Source organism: Reyranella sp., assembly GCF_965279465.1.
Taxonomy (GTDB): domain Bacteria; phylum Pseudomonadota; class Alphaproteobacteria; order Reyranellales; family Reyranellaceae; genus Reyranella.
This window is the reverse complement of the sequence record NZ_OZ257242.1, coordinates 7,441,417-7,463,046: the sequence shown is the minus strand read 5'-3', so window position 1 is coordinate 7,463,046 and position 21,630 is coordinate 7,441,417. Positions and strand designations below refer to the sequence as shown.

The window sequence follows — 21,630 nt, the reverse complement described above, 5'->3', positions numbered from 1 at the left end:
GATGGCGAAGTGGGTTTACAGCTTCGGTAATGGTACGGCCGAGGGCCGCGCCGAGATGCGCAATCTTCTCGGCGGCAAGGGCGCCAACCTCGCCGAGATGTCGAGCCTCGGCTTGCCGGTTCCACCGGGCTTCACGGTAACGACTGAACTCTGCACTTACTATTACGCCAACAACGAAAGCTATCCGCCCGAGCTGAAGGACGAGGTCGAGGCGGCGCTCGCTTCGGTCGAGAAGACCGTCGGGGCCGGCTTCGGAGACGCCAACAATCCGCTGCTCGTCTCGGTCCGCTCCGGCGCCCGCGCCTCGATGCCCGGCATGATGGACACCGTCCTGAACCTCGGCCTGAACGACCGCACGGTGCTGGGGCTCGCCAAGTCGTCCGGCGACGAGCGCTTCGCCTGGGACAGCTATCGCCGCTTCATCCAGATGTATTCCAACGTCGTGCTGGATGTCGGCCACCACTATTTCGAGGAAGCGCTCGAGCTCAAGAAGGAGGATCTCGGTGTCCACATGGATACCGACCTCAAGTCCGACGACTGGCGCGCGGTCGTGGGCGAGTACAAGAAGATCGTCGAGAAGCGCACCGGCAAGCCGTTCCCGCAGGAGCCGCGCGAGCAGCTCTGGGGCGCGATCGGCGCGGTGTTCGGCTCGTGGATGAACCAGCGCGCCATCACCTACCGTCGCCTGCATCAGATCCCCGAGAGCTGGGGCACCGCGGTCAACGTGCAGGCCATGGTGTTCGGCAACATGGGCGACGATTGTGCCACCGGTGTCGCATTCACGCGCGATCCCTCGACCGGCACGAACCTGTTCTACGGCGAGTATCTCGTGAATGCCCAGGGCGAGGATGTCGTGGCCGGCATCCGCACGCCGCAGCATCTCACCGTCGAGGGCAAGAATGCCCAGAAGTCGGACGCGCCGGCGATGGAAGAGGTGATGCCCGAAGTCTTCCGGCAGCTTTGCGGCGTGCGCGAGACGCTCGAGAAGCACTACAGCGACATGCAGGACATCGAGTTCACCGTCCAGCGCGGCAAGCTCTACATGCTGCAGACCCGCAACGGCAAGCGCACCGCCAAGGCCGCGCTCAAGATCGCCGTCGACATGGTGCGCGAGGGCCTGATCGAGAAGAAGGAGGCCGTGGCGCGCATCGTGCCCTCGAGCCTCGACCAGCTCCTGCACCCGACGCTCGATCCCAAGGCGCCGCGCAAGGTGATCGCCAAGGGCCTGCCCGCTTCGCCGGGCGCGGCCTCGGGCAAGGTCGTGTTCACCGCCGACGATGCCGAGAAGCAGGCGCGCGCCGGCGAGAAGGTGGTCCTTGTTCGCCGCGAGACCTCGCCCGAGGACATTCACGGCATGCACGCCGCCGAAGGCATCCTGACGTCGACCGGCGGCATGACCAGCCACGCCGCCGTCGTGGCGCGCGGCATGGGCAAGCCGTGCGTCGCCGGCGCCGGCGACTGCCGCATCGATGCCAAGGCCGGCACGCTCGTGGTGCGTGGCACGACGGTGAAAGCGGGCGAGATCATCACGCTCGACGGCAGCACGGGCGAGATCATCCTCGGGGTCGTGCCGACCGTGCAGCCCGAGCTTTCGGGCGACTTCGCCGAGCTGATGGTGTGGGCTGACGAGGTCCGCACGCTCGGTATCCGCACCAACGCCGAGACGCCGGCGGACGCCGCCCAGGCGCGCAAGTTCGGGGCCGAAGGCATCGGCCTCTGCCGCACCGAGCACATGTTCTTCGAGGGCGACCGCATCGTCGCGGTGCGCCAGATGATCCTGGCCGACGACGAGAAGGGCCGCCGCACCGCTCTGGCCAAGATCCAGCCGATGCAGCGCCAGGATTTCGTCGAGCTGTTCGAGATCATGGCCGGTCTGCCGGTCACCATCCGCCTGCTCGACCCGCCGCTGCACGAGTTCCTGCCCAAGACCAACGCCGACATGGAGGTCGTGGCCAAGGATCTCGGCGTCGACGTCGCCGAGATCGAGGCGCGTGCTCACAAGCTGCACGAGTTCAACCCGATGCTTGGCCATCGCGGCGTGCGGCTCGGCATCTCCTATCCTGAGATCTACGAGATGCAGGCGCGCGCGATCTTCGAGGCCGTCGCCGAGGTGCAGAAGAAGGGCGGCAAGACGGTGATCCCCGAGATCATGATCCCGCTGATCGCGACCAAGAAGGAGCTCGACCTGATGAAGGCCGTGGTCGACCAGGTCGCGTCCGAGGTCAGCCAGATGTCGGGTGAGAAGTTCGAGTACCTGGTCGGCACCATGATCGAGCTGCCGCGCGCCTGCCTGCGGGCCGGCGAGATTGCCGAGACGGCGGAGTTCTTCTCGTTCGGCACCAACGACCTGACGCAGACTACCTTCGGTCTCAGCCGCGACGATTCGGGTTCGTTCCTGGAGAAGTACCAGCAGCGCGGCATCCTCGAGCACGATCCCTTCGCCTCGCTCGACACCGAGGGCGTCGGCGAGCTGATCGAGATCGGCTGCGAGCGCGGCCGCAAGGTGCGGCCCAAGCTCAAGGTTGGCATCTGCGGTGAGCATGGCGGCGATCCGGCGTCGGTGTTCTTCTGCCACAAGGCCGGCCTCGATTACGTCTCGTGCTCGCCCTACCGCGTGCCGATCGCGCGGCTGGCGGCGGCACAGGCAGCCCTGGGCGGCGCGCTCAAGACGGAATGACCCTCGACGCGCTTCGAAGTGGCGGCAAGCGCGCGCTGGCGGCAGCACTTGCGTCCCTGGAGCGTGATTCCGACGGCGAGAGCGCACAGCGCCTGCTCGACGAGGCCTGGCGCTCGCCCCGCGCGCACGTCGTTGGCGTCACCGGACCGCCGGGCGTCGGGAAATCCTCTCTCTGTGCGGCGCTGGTCGCGGCCTGGCGCAGGGACGGCAAGACCGTCGGGGTGATCGCCGTCGATCCCTCGTCGAAGACCAGTGGCGGTGCGTTGCTCGGAGATCGCGTGCGGATCGTCCACGATTCGTCGGACGAAGGCAGCTTCGTGCGTTCGATGGCGGCGCGCGACCGGCTGGGCGGGCTCGCCGATCAGACGCTGGCGGCAATGGTCGTCATGCGCGCGCTGTTCGACCGCGTGCTGATCGAGACGGTCGGCGTCGGCCAGTCCGAGACCGACGTCGCGGGCGTGGCGGACACGGTCGTGTTCTGCGTCCAGCCGGGCTCGGGCGATTCGCTGCAATTCATGAAGGCGGGCATCGTCGAGATCCCAAACCTGATCGTCGTGACCAAAGCCGACCTTGGTGCCGCAGCGGAGCGGGCGCGGGCCGACGTCGCTGGCGCGCTCTCGCTCGCGACGGCCGGCGACTGGCCGCTCAAGACACTGGCCGTTTCGTCACGGAGCCGCGCTGGCATCGAGGCGCTGATGGCTGCGCTGGAGGGACATCGCGCCTACCTGGCCGAGGACGGACGGCTCGCCGTCGCGCGCCATCGCCAGAGCGAGGGCTGGGTGCGCGAAGCGTTGCGCGAGCGCTTCGGGACGCGGGGACTTGCGCGCCTGGCGACACTTGGTTTGGATGCCGCGCTGCCGGCGGGGGCGCAGCCCTTCGAACGCCTGCGCGCCCTCACGACTGCCCTGGAGACACCGCGATGACCCACCCGACCGATGGCACCTGCATCTTCTGCAAGATCGTCGCGGGCCAGATCCCGTGCTTCAAGCTGCTGGAGGACGACAACACCATCGCCTTCATGGACATCAACCCGCTCAATCCCGGCCACGCGCTGTCGGTCGCCAAGGGCCACTGGCCGACGGTCGACGTGATACCGCCGGAGGTGCTGGCCGACGTCGCGAAGACGGCGCAGCGTGTGGCCAAGGCGGTATTCAAGGAACTGAAGCCGGTCGGTGTGAACCTGCTTCAGGCCAATGGCGAGGGCGCGGGACAGAGCGTGCCGCACCTGCATTTCCATATCGTGCCGCGCGTGGCCGGCGATGGCCTGTCTCTCAACTGGGCCTATAAGCCCGGCGACATGGCCGCGATCAAGGCGGTGTATGAACGGCTGAAGGCGGCTCTTTGATCTTGCTCATGGGAGCGCGAAACTCATAGGCGCCGACTTTGAGGGCGTCCGAGCACTTCCATGAAGTTGGTTCGTAACGGATTCATCGCTGGGAGCGTGGCTCTCCAGAGCCGCTCATGGGATGTGGCAATCCGAAGAAGAGCGGCTCTGGAGAGCCGCGCTCCCAGCAGACCAAAGTTAGCGCATATGAGCGCGCAACTGGAGTTGTGCGCTTCCATGAGGCGGGGCTACTCCTGTGGCGGGTAGCGGTCGAAAACCGGCAGCTCGTGGGCGCGCTCCATCCATCCGATCCGTTCGGCAACCTGGATGTGCGCGCGAGGCGGAACGGAGTCGGGATCGTCGTAGGTCGCACTCTGGATGTCGATGATCCCCGGGAGCATTTGCTCGTTCACGTAGAAGAGCCCGGTGCCGCAATCGGCGCAGAAATGTCGCCGGCCATGTTCTGACGACGCGTACACCTTGGGCGTGCCCTTCGTCGTCTTGACCGCGCCTTGCGGATACATCGTCCAGCCGACCATCGGTGCACCGGCATGGCGCCGGCAATCGGTGCAATGACACAGCGCGTGGACGATGGCCTCGCCTTCAGCCTGATAGCGGATCGCGCCGCAGTGGCAGCCGCCGGTGATCATGGTCTGCTCTCCTCTGTCGTTCCGACCTTACATCCCAACGGGGCGGCTCGCCGTGAGGCTGAACCATTCGCGCTCGTCCTGGCGGAACTGGTCGCGCACGTAGTCGATCACGGTGCGGATGCGCGCGCCCTTGTTGGTTTCCTCGTGGCTTACAAGCCAGATATCGCGGACGATCTTGAGATCGATCGGTGCCGCCACCAGGTTCGACGACTTGGTGACGTAATCGGGGAACACCGAGATGCCGTAGCCCACGCGCACGGCCTCGACGGCGGCGTAGGACGAGTTGGTACGCAGCACGACGCTCGGGCTGCGTTCGACCACCTCGCTCCACGGCTTCATCGACGGCAGGCTGTGCAAGGTCGTGTGGTCGACGATATGATGCTCGCGCAGGTCATCGAGCTTCTGCGGCAGGCCGTACTGCTCGATGTAGTTGGGCGCGGCGAAGATCGACATGTTGAACTGGCCGACCCTCGCCGCCACGAGCTGATTGGATGTCGGGCGGAAGAAGCGGATGGCGAGATCGGCCTGGCGCGTGGCGAGATCGAGCACCTGGTCGCCCGAGATCACTTGCACGATGATGTCGGGATGGCTGCGGCGCAGGTGATCGAGCCTCGGCACCAGCCAGTGCGCGGCGATGCCTTCGGTCGAGGCGATGCGCACGACACCTGCCATCTCCCGATCGAGCCCGGCGAGATGCCGCTCGATCGATGTGGCATTGGACAGCATCGATTCGGCCTGCACCAGCACACCGCGCGCCGCCGGCGTGACTTCCATGCCATGGCGATGGCGGTCGAACAGCTTCGCGCCCAGCCGACGCTCCAGCGCCTGGATTCGACGGCCGACGGTCGTCTGCTTCGTGTTGAGCTGGGTCGCAGCAGCGCTGAAGCTGCCGGTCTTGGCGACGGCCAGGAAGAAACGCACGTCGTCCCAATCGCCGAGGATATTGGGTACTTTGCTTTTTCGGGAAGACGGATTGACCATCGCAATAGTCGATACAATTTGTTCGCAATCGAATTGTTCTAAGTCGAAATTCAGGCAAGCGGCACGTTTATGGCTTATCCTACATGACCGATCGCCGAATGTCGTTTTATGTCTTTTTTGTAGGGGATTAGCCGATCTTTTTCAAAGACCGGTTGGCTTGGAAACCCCATATGTAGTGCGTATTTAGGTGTACGATCAATATGTTGCGGTTTTATCTTCGCAGTTGTCGCGAGGTACTTCGTGTCCGCAGTGAGTCCGGACGGTAAGGCAGCACCATTGTCCGGTCTCCCGGACAAGGTTCGTCGCCATCTGCGCAGCCCGTCCACACGACTGGCGGCATTTGCCGGACTGCTGACTTATCTCTGCTATGCATACGCGCATGACAGCTGGACCAACCCGGCGCTGATCGGCGTGGCGGTCTTCTTCGCGGTCTTCATGCCGGCCTACACCAGGCTCAGCAACAAGGCCGAGTTGTGGGCCAACAACCGTTTCGGCTTCGTGACCGCCGGCCGGCTCGGGCGCTTCATCCCGCAATTTGCCTTCAACCTCGCAGTATTCGCGGTGATGCTGTGGGGCGGCGGGATGAGCCGAAGCGGCGTGGCGACCGTCGGCGGCATCGCGGGCGCGGCGCTGATCACCAGCCTCGCATCACAGGGCCTGCAATACCTCGGCACTTACCTTTTCGCGCGCGGCATCGGCGACTTCAATCGCAACGTGCTGGTCGGCCTTTGCGTCAACACCGTCCTGACCGCGCTCGGCACCGCCGGCCTTCCGTACGGCCGGGAAGCGTTCCTGCTGCTCGGCTTCGGCCTGGGCGGGTTCCTCGTCGTCGTCGGTATCCTGTCGGACTTACGCTCGATTTTTGCGCCTCGGGGCGGCATCGGCCTCTTCTTCGGGACCTTCAATCCCTTCCACAACACCCACCTCGCGATCCTGAAGCGGGCGATGGCAGAACGGCGGCTCGACAAGATCATCATCCATCCGACGCTGATCCCGCGATTCTATGCCGAGGCCTTCCGCAAGGGCCAGATCCGCGTCGGCCGGCTGAGGGCAGACGGGTTCCAGGTCTACGAGAAAACCGACAAGGCCGACGTCAATGTCGACTACTTCCCGACCGGCAACGTCTTCCTGCCGCCGGAGACCCGCCGGGCGCTGATCGAGCTCTCGGTCGCGGAAGCAGGGCTCGGGGAGAAGGTCGACGTGCTCTTCCTGCGAGAGACCTACGACGCGCAGGGCTTCCAGGGCGTGATCGCCGAGATCAAGAAGCGTCATCCCGGAGTGCGCCTGCACACGCTGCACGGCACCGACTTCGGCGGCATGATGGTACGCTCCATTTGCGACGAATGTGGCTGGATCTATCCGTGGCGCATCCTGCGCCGTGACGATATTTCGGCGACGGCGATTCGCAAGGGCGCCAAGGGCATGACGCCGGCCGTCGTGACCGATGTGCTGGACCAGATTTCACGCAGTCTGCCGGAAGTGGCGGCGGGGGGCCGTCGCTTTCGGAACGACAACGGAGTGCTGACCGGGTACGTTCAGCAATGACCGTTCGCTCGATCGACGGCACGCCGGTCACCATCCGGCTGGCGATGAAGATGGAGGATGCGCTGCAGGCTTTCGCGGTCCGCGCCGCCTGCTTCATCGGCGAGCTCGATGTGCCGTTCTCCGAGGAATTCGACGGCCACGATCACGGCGCCACCCATGTCATCGCCTATCTCGGCGACGAGCCGGTAGGCGCGGTCCGCCTGCGCTGGTTCCGGTCATTCGCGATGACCGAGCGGCTCGCGGTGCTGCAGCGTTTTCGCGGTCTTCGCATCGGGCAGCAGCTGCTCGAGCACTGCGGCACCCTGGCCGAGAGCCGTGGCTGCGGCCTGCTCTATGCCCAGGTGCTGCCGTGCGACATCGGCTACTGGGAGAAGCAGGGCTGGTGTCGACTGGTGCCAGAGGCCCAGAGCAAGGCCGATCCCGACCAGATCGTCGCCGTGATCAAGGCGGCCGATCCTGGCAAGCCGCTGCCCGATGTCGAGCCGCCCGAGGTGATCAACCTGCGGCGCGAGCCGCAACGCGATGCCACCCGAAATCCGCTCGTCGCGTGCACGAAATAACTGCGTCGCCTACGAAATATGACAAAGACGGCACTGGAGATCGCCAGTATGATTTCCAAACTGGGTGGGTTGCCAGGAGGGGCATCTCTCCCACGAATAGGGGGCAGTGGATGGGAGTGTTCGAGATCGTCGTCGAACCGAACGTTCGACGACGCCGTAACCGTCAGCCTTTGACGGGGTCAAAACGCGCCGCTGCCATGTTCCGGATCTGGCACGGCATCCGCGACCTGATCGACGAGGCCGAGCGCCTGAGGGACGGCGAGCTGGTTCATTTCCTGGCTGTGGCGCAGCTCCTGATCGAGGAGAAGACAGTCGCGCTCGGCGCGGGCACAACGGCCTTCGACGAGGTCGACGCCAGCCTGCCGAACTAGCCTGACCTGCGCAGAATGGGCCGGCAGCCTTGATGGAAACTACCCCAGCAGCAGCCGAACCACCTCGAGCTGGATCTCCGCTGCTTCGACCATCTCGCTGATCGGAACGCTCTCGTTCGCCGCATGGCCCTGCGCGCCCGAGCCCGGGCCGAAATTGATGATCTCGATGCCGTCGTCGGCGTAGTACCGCCCGTCGCTCACGCCCGTCGCGTTGAGGAACTTCACCTTCCGCCCGGTCTGCTCCTTCACCACCGCCTCGAAGGCGCCGACCGCCGCGCCGTTCTCCGGGGCGAAGAAGCCGTTGGTGCCGGTCAGGAACTCGACCGTGTACTGGCCCTTCGGCTCGCCCACACCATCGATCACCTTCTTCAGCTCGGTGAAGGCGGCCTTCACCTTCTCATCCGGCAGCAGGCGGCGGTCGATCTCGACCGTGCAGGCCGAGGGCACGACGTTGGTGTTGTGGCCGCCGTGGAACATGCCGATGTTCACCGTCGACCTCATCGCGCCCGACACGCGCTTGGCCAGCGCCTTGTCGTAGTAGGACTGCAGCGCGCCCACCAGCCGCATCATGCGCAGGATGGCGTTGTCGCCGGCCGACGGGTTGCCGGCGTGGGCGGCCTTGCCCTTGGTCGTGATCCTCGCCCACAGCACGCCGCGCTCGGCGACGATCAGGTTATTCTCGGTCTGCGCGCCCAGGATCAGCGCGTCGGGTCGGACCTTGCCGCTCTTGCGCAGGAACTCCATGCCGTTGGGGCCGAGATTCTCCTCGTCGGCCACGAAGGTGAAGATCAGTTCGCCCTTCGCCGGGCCGCCGCGCCGCGCGATCTCCTCGGCGAGCCAGAGCTGGACCGCCATGCTGCCCTTGCAGTTGCCGGCGCCCAGCCCGTAGACCAGCCCGCCCTTGACCAGCGCCTTGTAGGGATCGCTCTTCCAGTTCGCCCGCTCGCCGACGCCGACGGTGTCGACATGGGCGTTGAAGGCGATGGTCGGGCCTTTCGCCTTGCCCTTGCGGCGGGCGACGACGTTGTCGACACCCTTGGCTTTGGTCGCGATCTCGACCTTGTAGCCAGCCTTCTTTAGCCGCTTCGCCGCATAGGCGCAGATCTCGACCGACGTGCCGGGCGGGTAGGGGCTCGGCAGCGCGATCAGGTCGGAGAGGATGGAGACGAGTTCTTTTTTCATCGTGGTTCCTTGAAAGAAGGACGGTGTCATCCCGAGCGAAGCGAGGGATCTATGCTGTTGCCCATAGATCCCTCGCTTCGCTCGGGATGACACGGTGCGGTCCGGACGTCAGCGATTCGCCAGAGCCTCCAGCACCTCGACCAGCACCCTCGTGCCGGCCGCGAGATCTGCGGGCGTCGCGTTCTCGATCTCGTTGTGGCTGATGCCGCGCTCGCACGGCACGAAGATCATGCCGGTGGGGCAGAGCCTGGCGATGTGCATCGCGTCGTGGCCGGCGCCCGAGGGCATGTCCATGTGGCTGAGGCCGAGGCTCTCCGCCTTGTCGCGGACCAGCCCGATCACCGTCGGGTCGAAGTCGGTCGGCGGCACGTTCGTCACGCGCTCGATGCGGGCCGGGCAGGGCGGAGCCTTCGCCGCGACGATCGCCTCGAGCTTGGCCTCGTGCGCCGCGAGCACGGCGTTGTCGGGATGGCGCATGTCGATGGTGAACACCGCCTTGCCCGGCACCGTGTTGGGCGAGCCGGGCGAGACATCGACCCGGCCGATAGTGAAGCGCAGCGTGTCGTCGGCGTCGGCCGTCGCCTCGTACATCGCCGCCGCGATCCGGGTCGCCGCGGCATAGGCGTCCTTGCGCGCGGCGCGCGGCGTGGTGCCGGCATGCGCCTCCTCGCCGTCGATCTCCACGATGTAGCGCCGGCTGCCCTGGATCGCGGTGACGACGCCGATCGTGGTCGCCGCGGTCTCGAGCCGCGGGCCCTGCTCGATATGCGCCTCTATATAAGAGTCGACCGGGAAGCCCGGCGCGCCGTCGCGGATCGGGGCGGGCGCGGCCTTCAGTGTCTCGGCCAGCGCGTCCTTCAGAACGATGCCCTTCCAGTCCTTCTGCCCGAGCATGTCGTCGAGCCGGCAGGCGCCGGCGAACACCGCCGAGCCCATCGCCCCGGGCTGGAAGCGAGAGCCTTCCTCGTTGGTCCAGGCGACCGCCATCACCGGCCGCTTCGTCTTCACGCCGGCATCGTCGAGCGCCTCCAGGGCCTCGAAGGCGGCGAGCACGCCGTACATGCCGTCGAAGCGTCCGCCGGTCGGCTGGCTGTCCATGTGACTTCCGCTCAAAACAGGAGCCAATGCGGGGTCGGTGCCGGATTTCTGGATGAAAAGGTTGCCGATTGCGTCGGTGAATACGTCGAAATCGCGTGCTTTTGCCCACGCGGCGAGCTGGTTTCGGGCGGCCGCGTCCTCCGCTGACAACGCCTGGCGGTTGACGCCGCCCCGAGGCGTGCCGCCGAGCTTCGCCATGTCGGCGTGCCGCTGCCAGAGCCGGTCTTCTTTGACCGCATCGGCCCCGCTCATGCATCCTCCTTCGATCGTCCGCGGAGCTATAGTCGGGAGACCCTCAATGCACAATCATCTGGACCGCAACCTGATCGGCTACGGCGCCAACCCGCCCGATCCGCAATGGCCGGGCGAGGCGCGGATCGCGGTGAGCTTCGTGCTGAACTACGAGGAGGGCGGCGAGAACACCATCCTGAACGGCGACCCGCATTCGGAGAGCTACCTCACCGAGGTCTACGGCACGGTGCCGCTGATGGGTGAGCGCGATTACTCGACCGAATCGATGTACGAATACGGCAGCCGGGCGGGCTTCTGGCGCATCCTGCGCCTGTTCGACGAGCGCGGCATGAAGTTCACCTCCTGGGCGGTCGGCAAGGCGCTGGAGCTCAATCCCGCGGCCGGCAAGGCGATGGCCGATTCGGGCCACGAGGTGGCGACCCACGGCTACCGCTGGATCAACTACAAGGACTTCACCCTCGAGCAGGAGCTCGACCATATAAGGAAGACGGTGAAGGCCACGATCGACAGCGCCGGCAAGGCGCCGGTCGGCTGGTACACCGGCCGGTTCGGCCAGAACTCGCTGCGCGCCGTCGTCCGGCACGGTGGCTTCCTCTATTCGAGCGACTCCTACAACGACGACCTGCCCTACTGGGTCAAGGTCGAGGGCACACCGCACCTGATCATCCCCTACACGCTCGAGGTCAACGACATGAAGTTCGCGGTGCCGCCGGGCTTCGGCATCGCCGACGGCTGGCTGCAGTCGATGAAGGACGCCTTCGACATGCTCTACGCCGAGGGTGCGCGGTCGCCCAAGATGATGTCGGTCGGCATCCATTGCCGGCTGGGCGGCCGGCCGAGCCGCGCGCTCACGCTGGCGCGGTTCCTCGACTACGTCGCCTCCAAGCCCAAGGTCTGGGTTGCCACCCGCGAGCAGATCGCTCGCCACTGGATGAACGTCCACCCGGCTCCGGCCGGCTAGCGGGTGAGGCGCTGGACCAGGCGAAAGGCGAAGGTTCCGGCCAATGCGGCCGCCGTCAGGCCGACGGCAAACAGGATCGGGACATAGGCGTCGCCGGTGCGGTCGTAGAGCCAGCCGGCGAGGCCGGGCGCCGGGGCGGTGCCGAGGAAGAAGACGGTCAGGAACACGCCCATGCCGAAGGCGCGCTTGTGCGGCGCCATCGCCTGGCCGGTCAGTGCCATCACCAGGCCAGCCGGCGCGACGCCGATCAGGCCGTAGGCAAGGCTGAGCGGGATCGCCCAGTCGAGCAGCGGGAGGAGGGCCAGGCTCGCCATGCCGCCAACCAGGCAGACCCGGAGAATCAGGTCTGCCCGGCCGAACCGGTCGGCGAGCTGGCCGACCAGGGTGCCCGAGAAGATCATGACCCAGCTTGCCAGGCTGACGATCGAGGCGGCGGTCAAGGTGCCCATGCCGCCGTCGGTCAGGACGCGCGGCGCGAAACTCAGATAGACGACGTAGGCGGCGTTGAAGAATGCCCAGATGGAGGCTGCGATCAGCGTCAGGCTCCATTCGCGGCCGGTGAGGCCGGCGGATGCCGCCGCTGGCGCGCTCGTGCCCTGCGGCGGAGCGCGATAGAGCAGCAGCACGGCAGCCGCGCTCAGCAAGCTGTAGAGGGCGGCGACCGCGAACGGCATCCGCCACCCATGGTGCGCGGCCAGCCAGCCATGGCCGATCTGGCCCATGGCGACGCCGAACGGCCAGCTCATCACCACCACCGCCATCGCGGTGGCGAGCTCGCGGCCGGCGAACCAGTCAGCCGTCATCTTGGTGAAGTAGAGCGAGCAGACGACGAAGCCTGCGCCGGCGACGAGGCGCGCCGCCGCTAAAGTCTCCAGGCTGGTCGACACAGCCGAGAGCATGCCGCCGGCAGCAAGCGCGACGAGGCCGACCGCGACCAGCAGGCGGTCGGAAAGATAACGGCCGAGCAGTCCGGCCGGCATGGCCAGCACCATGCCGGGCATCAGGAACAGTCCGATCAGCGTGCCGACTTCGGCGTAGTTGAGATGGAGGTCCGCCGCGATCGGCTCGCCGACCGAGCCCATCGTCTGGAACTGAAAGCCCAGCGCCACGCGTGTCGTGAACAGCAAGGCGAGGATCGACCAGCGGCGATCGGAGACGTTTTCAACCAAAGCGAGCACGAGATAACGGCGAAAGAATGTGCGCGCGCCACGCGATTGTCCGAGCTTTCTGTGGATAAGTGGGGTTTACATGGCAAAATTTGGGCGGCAAAGAAGTGTTGCATGAAAGCAACACTGCCTTTGGGCCTCCTGGTTTCGTCACTCGCGCTTGCGGGTTGCGTCCAGCACACCGCCTCGAAAGCTCTTCCCGGACCGGTCATGACCGTCCAGGAAGCGAAGGCTTATTATGTGGAGCAGCGCAAGAATGAGGTCCTGCGCAACCTGGCGACCTGCGAGAGCGGCGGCCATGGCGAGTCGGACCGGCCGATCGTCGGCGGCCGCGGCGCCTATGTCGGACGTTTCCAGTTCAGCCCACGCACGGTGGTGGCCTACGTCCAGCAGAAGGAGGGTCGCCAGCTCAGCCTGAGCGAGGCCAAGGAACTCGCCCACGACTACGACCAGGCCGCGGAGCTGGCCAAGTACATGATCTTCGATCTCGACCGGGCCGGCGACTGGCCGCTCTGCTCGCGCAAGATCGGCCTGCGCGCGCAGGTCGAGGAGATCAGGTCGGCTCTGTAGCCACACCGCATCAGGAACCGGGCGCCCCCGCCGTCGTTGAACGCCAGTGACTGCCCGGTACCTCCTGCTTCTCTGCCTATGTGTCCTGCCGGGCGGTGCGTTTGCCGCCGAGCCGGCCCCGGCGGCGGCTGCCCCTAATCCCTCCGCCGAAGCACGCTCCATCACCATCGAGGTGCGCCGGGACGCGCTGATCCGTCGGCTCGCCGATTGCGAAACCGGCGGCCGTGGCGAGGCCGGCGTTGGCCGGGGGCCCTATGTCGGCGTCTTCCAGTTCGAGCCGCGCACCGTGGTGAACTTCGTGCGCGAGCGCGACGGTCGGACGCTGAGCGCCCAGGAGGCGATCGCCCTGGCCCGCGATTACCGCCGGGCGTCCGCGCTCGTACGGTATGTGATCTTCGACCGCGGTGGCCATACCCATTGGCCGGCCTGCAGCCGCAAGCTCGGCATCGCCCGCCAGGTCGCGGCGATCAAGGCACTGTAGCGCTGGAGAGCCGCGCTCCCAGCCTCAGACTTCCAGCCATTCCTTGCGGATCGCCGCGTTGGCCGCCAGCTCGCTCGGCGTGCCCTCGAACACGATACGGCCGTGGCCCATGACGTAGAGCCGGCGCGAGATCTTCAGCGCGATGGTGAGCTTCTGCTCGACAAGCAGGATCGCCGTGCCGCGCCGGGCGATCTCGTCGAGCAACGTGCCGACCTGCTCGACCAGCTTGGGGGCCAGCCCCTCGGTTGGCTCGTCGATGATGACAAGATCGGGATCGCCCATCAGGGTGCGGCACATGGTGAGCATCTGCTGCTCGCCGCCCGACAGCACGCCGGCCGGATTGTCCCGCCGGGCGCCGAGGTTAGGGAAGAGCGAGAAGACGTCGTCGAACGTCCAGCGGCCGAACACGCCGGCCCGCTTCAGCCCGAGCTCGAGGTTCTGGCGGACCGTCAGGCCGGGGAACACCTGGCGGTCCTCGGGCACGTAGCCCATGCCGGCATGGGCGATCTGGTCCGGCCTCAGCCCCGCGATCGGCCGGCCCTTGAAGCTGATTTGCCCGACGGGCGGAACCAGCCCCATGATCGCCTTGCAGGCAGTCGAGCGGCCGACGCCGTTGCGGCCGAGCAGGCTCACGATCTCGCCTTCGCCCACCGTCATGTCGACGCCCTGCAGGATATGGCTCTTGCCGTACAGCGCGTGCAGGTCGCGCACCTCGAGCATCATGCGGACACCGTCCCGAGATAGGCCTCTTGCACGGCAGCGTTTCCGCGGATGGCGGCGGGCGCGTCGGAGGCGATCACCTCGCCATAGACCAGCACGGTGATGCGGTCGGCAAGGCCGAACACGACGCTCATGTCGTGCTCGACCATGATCAGCGTCTTGCCCTCCGACACGCTGCGAATCAGCGCGACCGCAGCCTCGGTCTCGCTGTGGCTCATGCCGGCGGTCGGCTCGTCGAGCAGGATGATCTTGGCGCCGCCGGCGATGGTGATGCCGATCTCCAGCGCGCGCTGCTCGGCATAGGACAGCAGGCCGGCCGGCAGGTTGCGCCGCTCGGTGAGCTTCAGACGCTCCAGCAGCACTTCGGCCGCGATGTTGAGCGCCTTCTGCCGTCCCAGCAGGTGCCAGAACGAGTAGCGGTAGCCCCGCGACCACAGCAGGCCGCAGCGGAGATTCTCGAACACCGTCATGCGCGGGAAGATCGAGGTGATCTGGAAGCTGCGGGACAGGCCGAGCCGGTTGATCTCCTGCGGCGCCAGGCCGGCGGTCGACCGGCCGTTCACCGCGATCGTGCCCGAGGTGAGGGGAAAGCGCCCAGAGATCAGGTTGAACAGCGTGGTCTTGCCGGCGCCGTTCGGGCCGATGATGGCGTGCCGCTCGCCGCGCGGGATGCTGAGGTCGACGCTCCGGATGATCTCGGTCTGCCCGAAGCTCTTGCGCACTGCGCGCAGCTCGACCGCCGGCGTGCTCACGACATCACCCCCTGCCGCTTGGCGTCCTCGATCAGGACATCCCAGCGCTCGCGAAAGCCGCGCGCCGCGCGCCGCATCCACAGGGCGCCAAGACCGAGTGCCGCCAGCGCGACCAGCCAGGGCAGCGGCGCGGTGGTGTCGATCACGTTGCCGGCGATGGCGAACTTCTTGCCCTGGGCCGCGCCGATGGTCGTGAACGACGTGAGCTCGACCAGCAGCACGAAGCCCAGCAGGATCAGCAGCGCGGGCGGAAAGGCGCGCAGGTAGGGCAGGGCCAGCTCGCGCAGCCGGCCGATGCGCCAGATCGGCACGTGCATGAAGAGCAACCCTATCAGCCCGCCCGGGGCGTACATCACCATGACGATGAACAGCACGCCGACATAGAGCAGCCAGGCATTGCTCAGCAGGCTGACGCCGCTCTGGAGCAGCACGACGACGATGGTGCCCAGGATCGGCCCGAAGAAACCGCCGGCACCGCCGATATAGACGGCGAGAAGGGCATTGGCCGACTTTGCCGCGGACACGGTGTCGAAGGTGACGATCTCGTAGATCAGCACATACAGGCCGCCGCCGATGCCGGCGAAGAAGCCCGACAGGGTGAACTGCAGAAGGCGCACCATCCTCGGGTCGTAGCCGACGAACTGGGCGCGCTCGAAATTGTCGCGCGTGGCGTTGGACATGCGGCCGAGCGGAGTCTGGGTCTGCAGGCGCATCAGCACGGCGGCGATGAACGCCCAGGCGATGACGAGGCAGTAGACCTGCCAGGGCGAGGTGTAGCTGACGCCCAGCAGGCTGGTGTCCATGACGCGGTCGACGCTGATGCCGCCCTCGCCGCCGAAGAAGCCCATGAACATCAGGGCGGCGGCCGAAACCAGCTCGCCCAGCCCCATCGTGATCATGGCGAAGGCGGTAGCGCGCTGCTTGGTCACCAGCCAGCCGAGGACATAGCCGAAGGCCATGCCGCCGAGCCCGCCGGCCAGCGGCACCAGCTCGGTCGGCAGCCAGATCGTGCCCGCTTTGACCAGATTCACGACATGGGCGGCGCAATAAGCGCCCAGCCCGAACAGCACGGCATGCCCGAACGACAGCAGGCCGGCCTGACCCATCAGCATGTTGTAGCTGAGCGCAAAGATCGCCATCACGCCGATCTCGCTCATCAGGGTGAGCACGAAGCCGGAATGACGGCCCTTGGTCCAGTCGTAGAAGAGGAAGGGGAAGGCGAGCAGCACGGCGAGTGCCAGCAGCCAGATCCAGTGGCGGCGGAGCGCGGTCATGTATCGCGCGTTCCCATCAGGCCGCGCGGCCGGAAGACGAGGATCAGGACCATCAGCAGGAACGGCAGCAGGGCGCCGACCCGCGGCAGAGTGACGGTGAGGACCTCCGCGAACGGCGTGTCCTTGGTCACTACGAAGCCGAATTTGGCCAGCAGGTCGGCCAGCGACACGTCGAACACCACGGCGAAGGTCTGGATCAGCCCCATCAGGATCGAGGCGATGAAGCAGCCCGACAGCGAACCGAGCCCGCCGAACACCACGACCACGAAGACGATCGGCCCCATGGTGAAGGCCATGGCCGGCTCGGTGACCTGGTAGTTGCCGCCGATCACGCCGGCCAGCCCTGCCAGCGCGGTGCCGGCGGCGAAGACCAGGGTGAAGATGCGCGGCACGTTGTGGCCGAGGGCGGACGCCATCTCGGGATGGGTGAGCGCCGCCTGGATGACCAAGCCGATGCGGGTGCGCGTCAGGCCGAGCCAGATCGCGCCGAACATCAGGGCGGAGACCAGCAGCATGAAGGCACGGTAGGCCGGGAAATGCGTGCCGTAGATCGTGAACAGCGGGAAATCGAGCAGCTCCGGCACCCGGTAGGGAACCGGCAGCAGGCCCCAGGTCATCTGCACGGCCTTCTCGATGATCAGGGCGAGGCCGAAGGTGAACAGCAGCTCGGCGATGTGACCGTTGCGATGGACTCGCCGGAGCCCCCACATCTCGATTGCCGCGCCGATCAGCCCGCACAGGAGGGGGGCGATGACCAGGGCCGGCCAGAAGCCGATGTACTGGCTGATCGTGTACGCGAAATAGGCGCCCAGCATGTAGGCGCTGGCATGGGCGAAGTTCAGCACGCCCATCATGCTGAGGATGAGGGTGAGCCCGCTCGCCAGCATGAACAGCAGCATGCCGTAGACGAGGCCGTTGAGGAGCGAGACGACGAAGACTTCCATCGGACCGGACCGCCACAAGGCGAGGCCCGCTTCCTGTCAGGGAAACGGGCCTCTGGGCCTTCACATCTTCGGACGCTTCATCTTGCAGCTGTTGGGCTGGTCGATGTCCTTGGCGAGGATGGTCGCCGAGGTCGCCCAGCCGAGGCCGGTGCCCTCCGCGTCGTATTTCACGCCCTTCTTGAAGGTGCCGACGAAGTATTCGGTGATGATCTGGTGGTCATCCTTGCGCATCGTGGTGTCGTAGCCGAGGAAGTCCTTGATCGAGAGGCCTTCCAGCGCATAGGCGATCTTGGTCGCGTCGACCGCCCCGGCCTTGTTCACCGCCGCCTGGAGATACTCGAAGATGGTGCGGAAGCCCGCGGCCGAGAAGTCGAACTTGTGCTTGTCGCGGAAGCCCTTGGTGAAGGCCTCGGCTTCGGCGTTGCCGATCTCCGGCGCCACGTTCTCGCCGAACGACATCACCGCCAGCACGCGGTTGTCGCCGCCAGCGCCGATCGCCGTCGGCCCGCCGGCAAGATGGGCATAGAAGGTGTAGTAGCGCAGGTCGGCACCGGCATCGACGCCCGCCTTGATCAAGAGGTTCATGTCCGGGCCCCAATTGCCGGTCAGCAGCGCCTGCGCGCCCGAGGCCTTGATCTTGGTGATGTAGGGCGAGAAGTCCTTGATCTTGCCGAGCGGGATCAGCTCGTCTCCGACCACCTGCACGTCGGGCCGCACCTTGGCGAGGAAGGCTTTCACGTCACGCTGGACCGACTGGCCGAACAGGTAGTCCTGGTTGATCAGGTAGACCTTGGTCACGTCCTTGGGCAACGCGCGCACCATCACCTCGGCCTTCATGCCGACATGCAGGTCGAAGCGGAAATGCCAGAAGCTGCACTGCTCGTTGGTCAGCTCCGTCGCCACCGCACCGCAGTTCAGGTAGATGATGCGGTTGTCGGGATTGCGGTCGTTATGCTTGTTGACCGCCTCGATCAGCGCGGCGGCGATGTTCGACCCGCTGCACTGCATGATGAAGGGCATGTTCTGGTCGGTCGCGCTCTTGAGCGCGATCAGCGCGTCCGAGGGCTGGGACTTGTTGTCGAACGGCACCAGCTCGAACTTCTTGCCGAGCGCGCCGCCCTTCGCGTTGATGTAGTCGATGATGTACTGCATCTGCTTCAGGTTGGCGTCGCCCACCTGGGCGAACGGACCCGACAGCGGATCGGTGTAGGCGATCTTGATGGTTTGCTGGGCCCAGGCCGAACCGCCGATGGCGATCGCGAGCACGAATCCCACTAGCGCTGAAAGCCCTTTGCGCGGCTGCATGGTGCGAATCCCTTCCCGGTATAGTGGCCGCTCTTTTTGGTAGTCTGGCGGTGCCGTCGCGAAACTATAGGATGGACGCGGCACGGGCCGCCAGCGCGAATCCGCTTCAACGGATGTGCGAGGACTCGTGCTCGGCTTGCCACTCCTTTGTGGGACCCGACTGTCGGGGAAGACCAGGAGAGGTCAGTGAGGCCGATAGCGCCCTGGCGGGGACCAGGGAAGACAGGGCGGCTGCAACTCTAGCGGCTGAGCCCGTCGAGTGGCAGGCGGAGCGTGACCGTGAGGCCGCCGGGTTTCCAGGCGTGCTCGACGACGCCCTTGAGGCCGCTGACCGTCTGTTGCAGGAGACGCATGCCGAAGCCGGAAGTCGCCGGCGGCGAGGCGGTCGCTGGTCCACCGGCTTCGCGCCATGTCAGCACCAGCTGGCTGTCCTGGATGCGCCAGACGATCTCGATCGTGCCGCCCTCTGCCGACAGGGCGCCGTACTTGGCGGCGTTGGTCGCCAGCTCGTGCAGGACCAGCGCGAGGCCGTTGGTGGCATGTTCTCCCAACGGCACCATCGGACCGGTCACGGTGAAGCGCGCCTCGCGGCCGGGAAGCGCTTCGTGGGGCCGCAGCATCGCGCTCATCACGGCCGTCAGTTCGGTCGCGGGGCTGGAGATGCGCTCGTCCGTGAAGGTCCGACGCACCAAGCCGTGCGCGGCGGCCAGCGCGCGCACCCGGCCCGAGAGCGCCTCCGCCAAGTCTTCCTTCGTCGCCGATCCCTTGGCGCTGAAGTGGATCATCCCGTGCAGGATGTTGAAAACATTCTTGACGCGATGACTCATCTCCTTGGCGATGGCTTCCTGCTCGGCCAAAGCCTGCTTCAGGCGCGCCTCGGTCTGGTGCATCTGCAGAGCCGTGCTGACGAAGGTGGCGAGCTCGCCGATTGCCGCGACGTGCCCACGATTGAAGTGACCGACGCGGTCGGAGACGATCCACAGCGTGCCCAGCAGCTCCTCGCCGCGCCGCAGTGGCACAAGCAACACCTCGGGCACCACGATGTTGGCGTCCGAGATCCACGAATAGTAGCGCTCGGCATGGCGCGCGAGGGTGGGCCTGTTCGCGTCGAGCGTCACGCCGCACGGGCTGTAATTGCGCGGCGTGGTCGCATCATTGAAGGCGGCGAGGGAGCCTTCGAGGAAAGCCCACCGGAAGATCGGCGGCGAGGCGTGCGGTTCGAACACGCTGATCCCCGACGAAACGCCCTCGCCGAGCTGCATGGCCAAGCTGACGAAGCGCGGCAGGACTAGCTCGGGGCCATCCAGCATCCGCGCTGCAAGCTCACGGATGGCAGTGTTCACCTGGCGATGGTCGACAGCGCTGTCCGGGCGCCGGTCGAGTTCGCGCGTGACGATCACGTCGTCGAGGCTCACCAAGGCGTCATTTGACGGCGTTTGATTCAAGGATTGCCGCACCGCGATGCCATCAATCGCAGACTAGGCAGAAACGGCGATCATTTCCGTCTCCTCGCGAACACTCGGAGCAGACAGGTGAACGATCATCGGCTCTCCGGGTTGCGCCGGGCACGCAGGATTCGATGGATCGTAGGTGCCGCGACACGAGGCCGTCATGTTCCTCCCCTGCTTCGCACGAGAAGGAACACGGGGCGAATGCGCCGGCTAGTTCGCCAGCCGGTAGAGCTTCATCGCGTTGTCACGCACGATCTTGCGCTTGGCCTCGGGCGAGATGTCGTTCAGCTCGGCGGCCAGGAATTCCTGGCTGTCCGGCCAGATGCCGTCGGGGTGCGGGAAGTCCGAGCCCCACATCACATTGTCCTCGCCGAGATGCTTGAGCAGCTCGATGCCGACCGGGTCGGTCTGATAGGTGGCGTAGAACTGACGGTGCCAGTATTCGCTGGGCTTCATCTTGAGGTCGAGGTCCTGGAACTGGTCGCCCCATTCGAGATCCATGTGCTGCAGCACATAGGGGATCCAGCCCAGCCCGGCCTCGCCGATCACGATCTTGAGGTTCGGATAGCGCGCCGGCGCGCCGGAGAAGATGATGCCCATCAGCATCGCACTCATGTGCATCTGGAAGCCGGTGATGTGCACGGCGAAGATGCGGCGCTGCACATGCGGCGGGAACTTGGTGACGTCGGGTGAGCGGCCGCCGATCGTATGGAAGTGCAGCGGGATGCCGGTCTCATGGCCGAACTTCCAGAGCGGCTCCCAATGCTCGTCCCACAGCGGCGTCATGTCGGGCCGGTTCGCGATGTCGAGACCGAGCACGCCGCGCTTGGCGCAACGCATCGCCTCCGCGACCGACTCTTCCATGTTGTAGTTGGGAATATTGGCCAGGCCGATCAGCCGATCGGGAGCCTGCTTGCAGAAATCGTGGAGCCAGTCGTTGTAGATGCGCAGCATCTCCAGCGCCGCTTCCGGGTCGTTGAGCCGGCCGCTCGAGCCCAGCACGCCGTACAGCACCTCGGCCTGCACGCCGTCACGGTCCTGGTCCTTCAGGCGCAGATCGACCTCGGTCAGGCGCCGCACGCCCTTCTTGCCGTCGTCATACAGGCCGGTCGAGGCCATGCGGTCGGAGCGATGGATGACGCCCGGCACGTATTCCCGGCCCGCCGAGCCCATGCCGTTCACCAGGCCGAACTTGGCGCCCTTCGCGCTGACCCACTCCGGGCCCTTCGGTCCGTCGATGACGTGAGGCATGCGATCCTTCAGCGCCGCCGATGCGTTCCTGGTGAACAGGTCCGGCGGCAACCAGATCAGGTCGACATGCCCATCGGCCGAGATGACGTCATATTTCATAACCGTTCCTCCTGTA

Annotated in this window: 21 protein-coding genes; 9 read left to right on the top strand and 12 right to left on the bottom strand. The window is 66.1% G+C overall.

The window, feature by feature from the left end:
- Position 1 precedes the first annotated feature (1 nt).
- From ppdK to ACQY8M_RS36390, 3 genes are read left to right on the top strand one after another with little or no spacing between them, the layout of a single operon-like run.
- Positions 2–2,677 (top strand): pyruvate, phosphate dikinase, encoded by a 2,676-nt coding sequence (gene ppdK / locus ACQY8M_RS36400; protein ID WP_428667100.1) that lies wholly within the window; start codon positions 2–4, stop codon positions 2,675–2,677.
- A complete protein-coding gene (locus ACQY8M_RS36395; protein WP_428667098.1) occupies positions 2,674–3,600 on the top strand; it encodes an ArgK/MeaB family GTPase in 927 nt (308 codons plus the stop codon). Before ppdK ends, ACQY8M_RS36395 begins: the two co-directional genes overlap by 4 nt.
- Complete coding sequence (locus ACQY8M_RS36390) at positions 3,597–4,022, top strand: HIT family protein (RefSeq protein ID WP_428667096.1); 426 nt, start codon at positions 3,597–3,599, stop codon at positions 4,020–4,022. Before ACQY8M_RS36395 ends, ACQY8M_RS36390 begins: the two co-directional genes overlap by 4 nt.
- A gap of 227 nt (positions 4,023–4,249) precedes the next feature.
- Here the strand turns inward: ACQY8M_RS36390 and ACQY8M_RS36385 are convergent, their stop codons facing one another.
- The gene (locus ACQY8M_RS36385) at positions 4,250–4,651 is read right to left on the bottom strand and encodes a GFA family protein (protein ID WP_428667094.1); all 402 of its coding nucleotides are present in this window, start codon (positions 4,649–4,651) and stop codon (positions 4,250–4,252) included.
- 27 nt (positions 4,652–4,678) lie between these two features.
- A complete protein-coding gene (locus tag ACQY8M_RS36380; protein WP_428667092.1) occupies positions 4,679–5,572 on the bottom strand; it encodes a LysR family transcriptional regulator in 894 nt (297 codons plus the stop codon).
- 336 nt (positions 5,573–5,908) lie between these two features.
- Between ACQY8M_RS36380 and ACQY8M_RS36375 the strand changes: the two genes are divergently transcribed.
- From ACQY8M_RS36375 to ACQY8M_RS36365, 3 genes are all read left to right on the top strand, one after another.
- Entirely contained in the window at positions 5,909–7,177 is a 1,269-nt protein-coding gene (locus ACQY8M_RS36375; RefSeq protein WP_428667090.1) for a hypothetical protein, read from the top strand.
- On the top strand, positions 7,174–7,737 hold the full coding sequence (locus ACQY8M_RS36370) for a GNAT family N-acetyltransferase (RefSeq protein ID WP_428667088.1): 564 nt from the start codon (positions 7,174–7,176) through the stop codon (positions 7,735–7,737). Before ACQY8M_RS36375 ends, ACQY8M_RS36370 begins: the two co-directional genes overlap by 4 nt.
- Before the next feature lie 116 nt (positions 7,738–7,853).
- Positions 7,854–8,108, top strand: coding sequence for a hypothetical protein (locus ACQY8M_RS36365; protein WP_428667086.1), 255 nt, complete (start codon positions 7,854–7,856; stop codon positions 8,106–8,108).
- Positions 8,109–8,147: 39 nt separating this feature from the next.
- On the opposite strand, the gene ACQY8M_RS36360 is transcribed toward ACQY8M_RS36365, so the two are convergent.
- The gene (locus tag ACQY8M_RS36360; RefSeq protein ID WP_428667084.1) at positions 8,148–9,290 is read right to left on the bottom strand and encodes a M20 family metallopeptidase; all 1,143 of its coding nucleotides are present in this window, start codon (positions 9,288–9,290) and stop codon (positions 8,148–8,150) included.
- Positions 9,291–9,398: 108 nt separating this feature from the next.
- A complete protein-coding gene (locus tag ACQY8M_RS36355) occupies positions 9,399–10,640 on the bottom strand; it encodes a Zn-dependent hydrolase (protein WP_428667082.1) in 1,242 nt (413 codons plus the stop codon).
- 46 nt (positions 10,641–10,686) lie between these two features.
- On the opposite strand from ACQY8M_RS36355, the gene puuE reads away from it, so the two are divergent.
- Positions 10,687–11,601, top strand: coding sequence for an allantoinase PuuE (gene puuE / locus ACQY8M_RS36350; protein ID WP_428667080.1), 915 nt, complete (start codon positions 10,687–10,689; stop codon positions 11,599–11,601).
- On the opposite strand, the gene ACQY8M_RS36345 is transcribed toward puuE, so the two are convergent.
- Complete coding sequence (locus tag ACQY8M_RS36345; protein ID WP_428667078.1) at positions 11,598–12,779, bottom strand: CynX/NimT family MFS transporter; 1,182 nt, start codon at positions 12,777–12,779, stop codon at positions 11,598–11,600. The two genes, puuE and ACQY8M_RS36345, sit on opposite strands and share 4 nt — an antisense overlap.
- A gap of 102 nt (positions 12,780–12,881) precedes the next feature.
- Between ACQY8M_RS36345 and ACQY8M_RS36340 the strand changes: the two genes are divergently transcribed.
- Together ACQY8M_RS36340 and ACQY8M_RS36335 are read left to right on the top strand one after the other, a co-directional pair.
- Positions 12,882–13,337 carry a hypothetical protein gene (locus ACQY8M_RS36340; RefSeq protein ID WP_428667076.1) on the top strand — a complete coding sequence of 152 codons (456 nt, stop codon included), beginning with the start codon at positions 12,882–12,884 and terminating at the stop codon, positions 13,335–13,337.
- Between the two features lie 46 nt (positions 13,338–13,383).
- Positions 13,384–13,818 (top strand): hypothetical protein, encoded by a 435-nt coding sequence (locus ACQY8M_RS36335; protein WP_428667074.1) that lies wholly within the window; start codon positions 13,384–13,386, stop codon positions 13,816–13,818.
- Between the two features lie 24 nt (positions 13,819–13,842).
- On the opposite strand, the gene ACQY8M_RS36330 is transcribed toward ACQY8M_RS36335, so the two are convergent.
- From ACQY8M_RS36330 to ACQY8M_RS36300, 7 genes are all read right to left on the bottom strand, one after another.
- A complete protein-coding gene (locus ACQY8M_RS36330; RefSeq protein ID WP_428675589.1) occupies positions 13,843–14,538 on the bottom strand; it encodes an ABC transporter ATP-binding protein in 696 nt (231 codons plus the stop codon).
- Positions 14,538–15,290, bottom strand: coding sequence for an ABC transporter ATP-binding protein (locus ACQY8M_RS36325; RefSeq protein ID WP_428667072.1), 753 nt, complete (start codon positions 15,288–15,290; stop codon positions 14,538–14,540). Before ACQY8M_RS36325 ends, ACQY8M_RS36330 begins: the two co-directional genes overlap by 1 nt.
- Positions 15,287–16,564, bottom strand: coding sequence for a branched-chain amino acid ABC transporter permease (locus ACQY8M_RS36320; RefSeq protein WP_428667070.1), 1,278 nt, complete (start codon positions 16,562–16,564; stop codon positions 15,287–15,289). The genes ACQY8M_RS36325 and ACQY8M_RS36320 overlap by 4 nt, the downstream gene beginning before the upstream one ends.
- Positions 16,561–17,508: a branched-chain amino acid ABC transporter permease gene (locus tag ACQY8M_RS36315; RefSeq protein ID WP_428667068.1), complete on the bottom strand. Its 948-nt coding sequence runs from the start codon at positions 17,506–17,508 to the stop codon at positions 16,561–16,563. Before ACQY8M_RS36315 ends, ACQY8M_RS36320 begins: the two co-directional genes overlap by 4 nt.
- Positions 17,509–17,568: 60 nt before the next feature.
- Positions 17,569–18,813, bottom strand: coding sequence for a branched-chain amino acid ABC transporter substrate-binding protein (locus ACQY8M_RS36310; protein ID WP_428667066.1), 1,245 nt, complete (start codon positions 18,811–18,813; stop codon positions 17,569–17,571).
- 239 nt (positions 18,814–19,052) lie between these two features.
- Complete coding sequence (locus tag ACQY8M_RS36305) at positions 19,053–20,228, bottom strand: sensor histidine kinase (RefSeq protein ID WP_428667064.1); 1,176 nt, start codon at positions 20,226–20,228, stop codon at positions 19,053–19,055.
- A 246-nt stretch (positions 20,229–20,474) separates the two neighbouring features.
- Positions 20,475–21,614, bottom strand: a complete 1,140-nt coding sequence (locus tag ACQY8M_RS36300; RefSeq protein ID WP_428667062.1) for an amidohydrolase family protein — start codon at positions 21,612–21,614, stop codon at positions 20,475–20,477.
- Positions 21,615–21,630 lie beyond the last annotated feature (16 nt).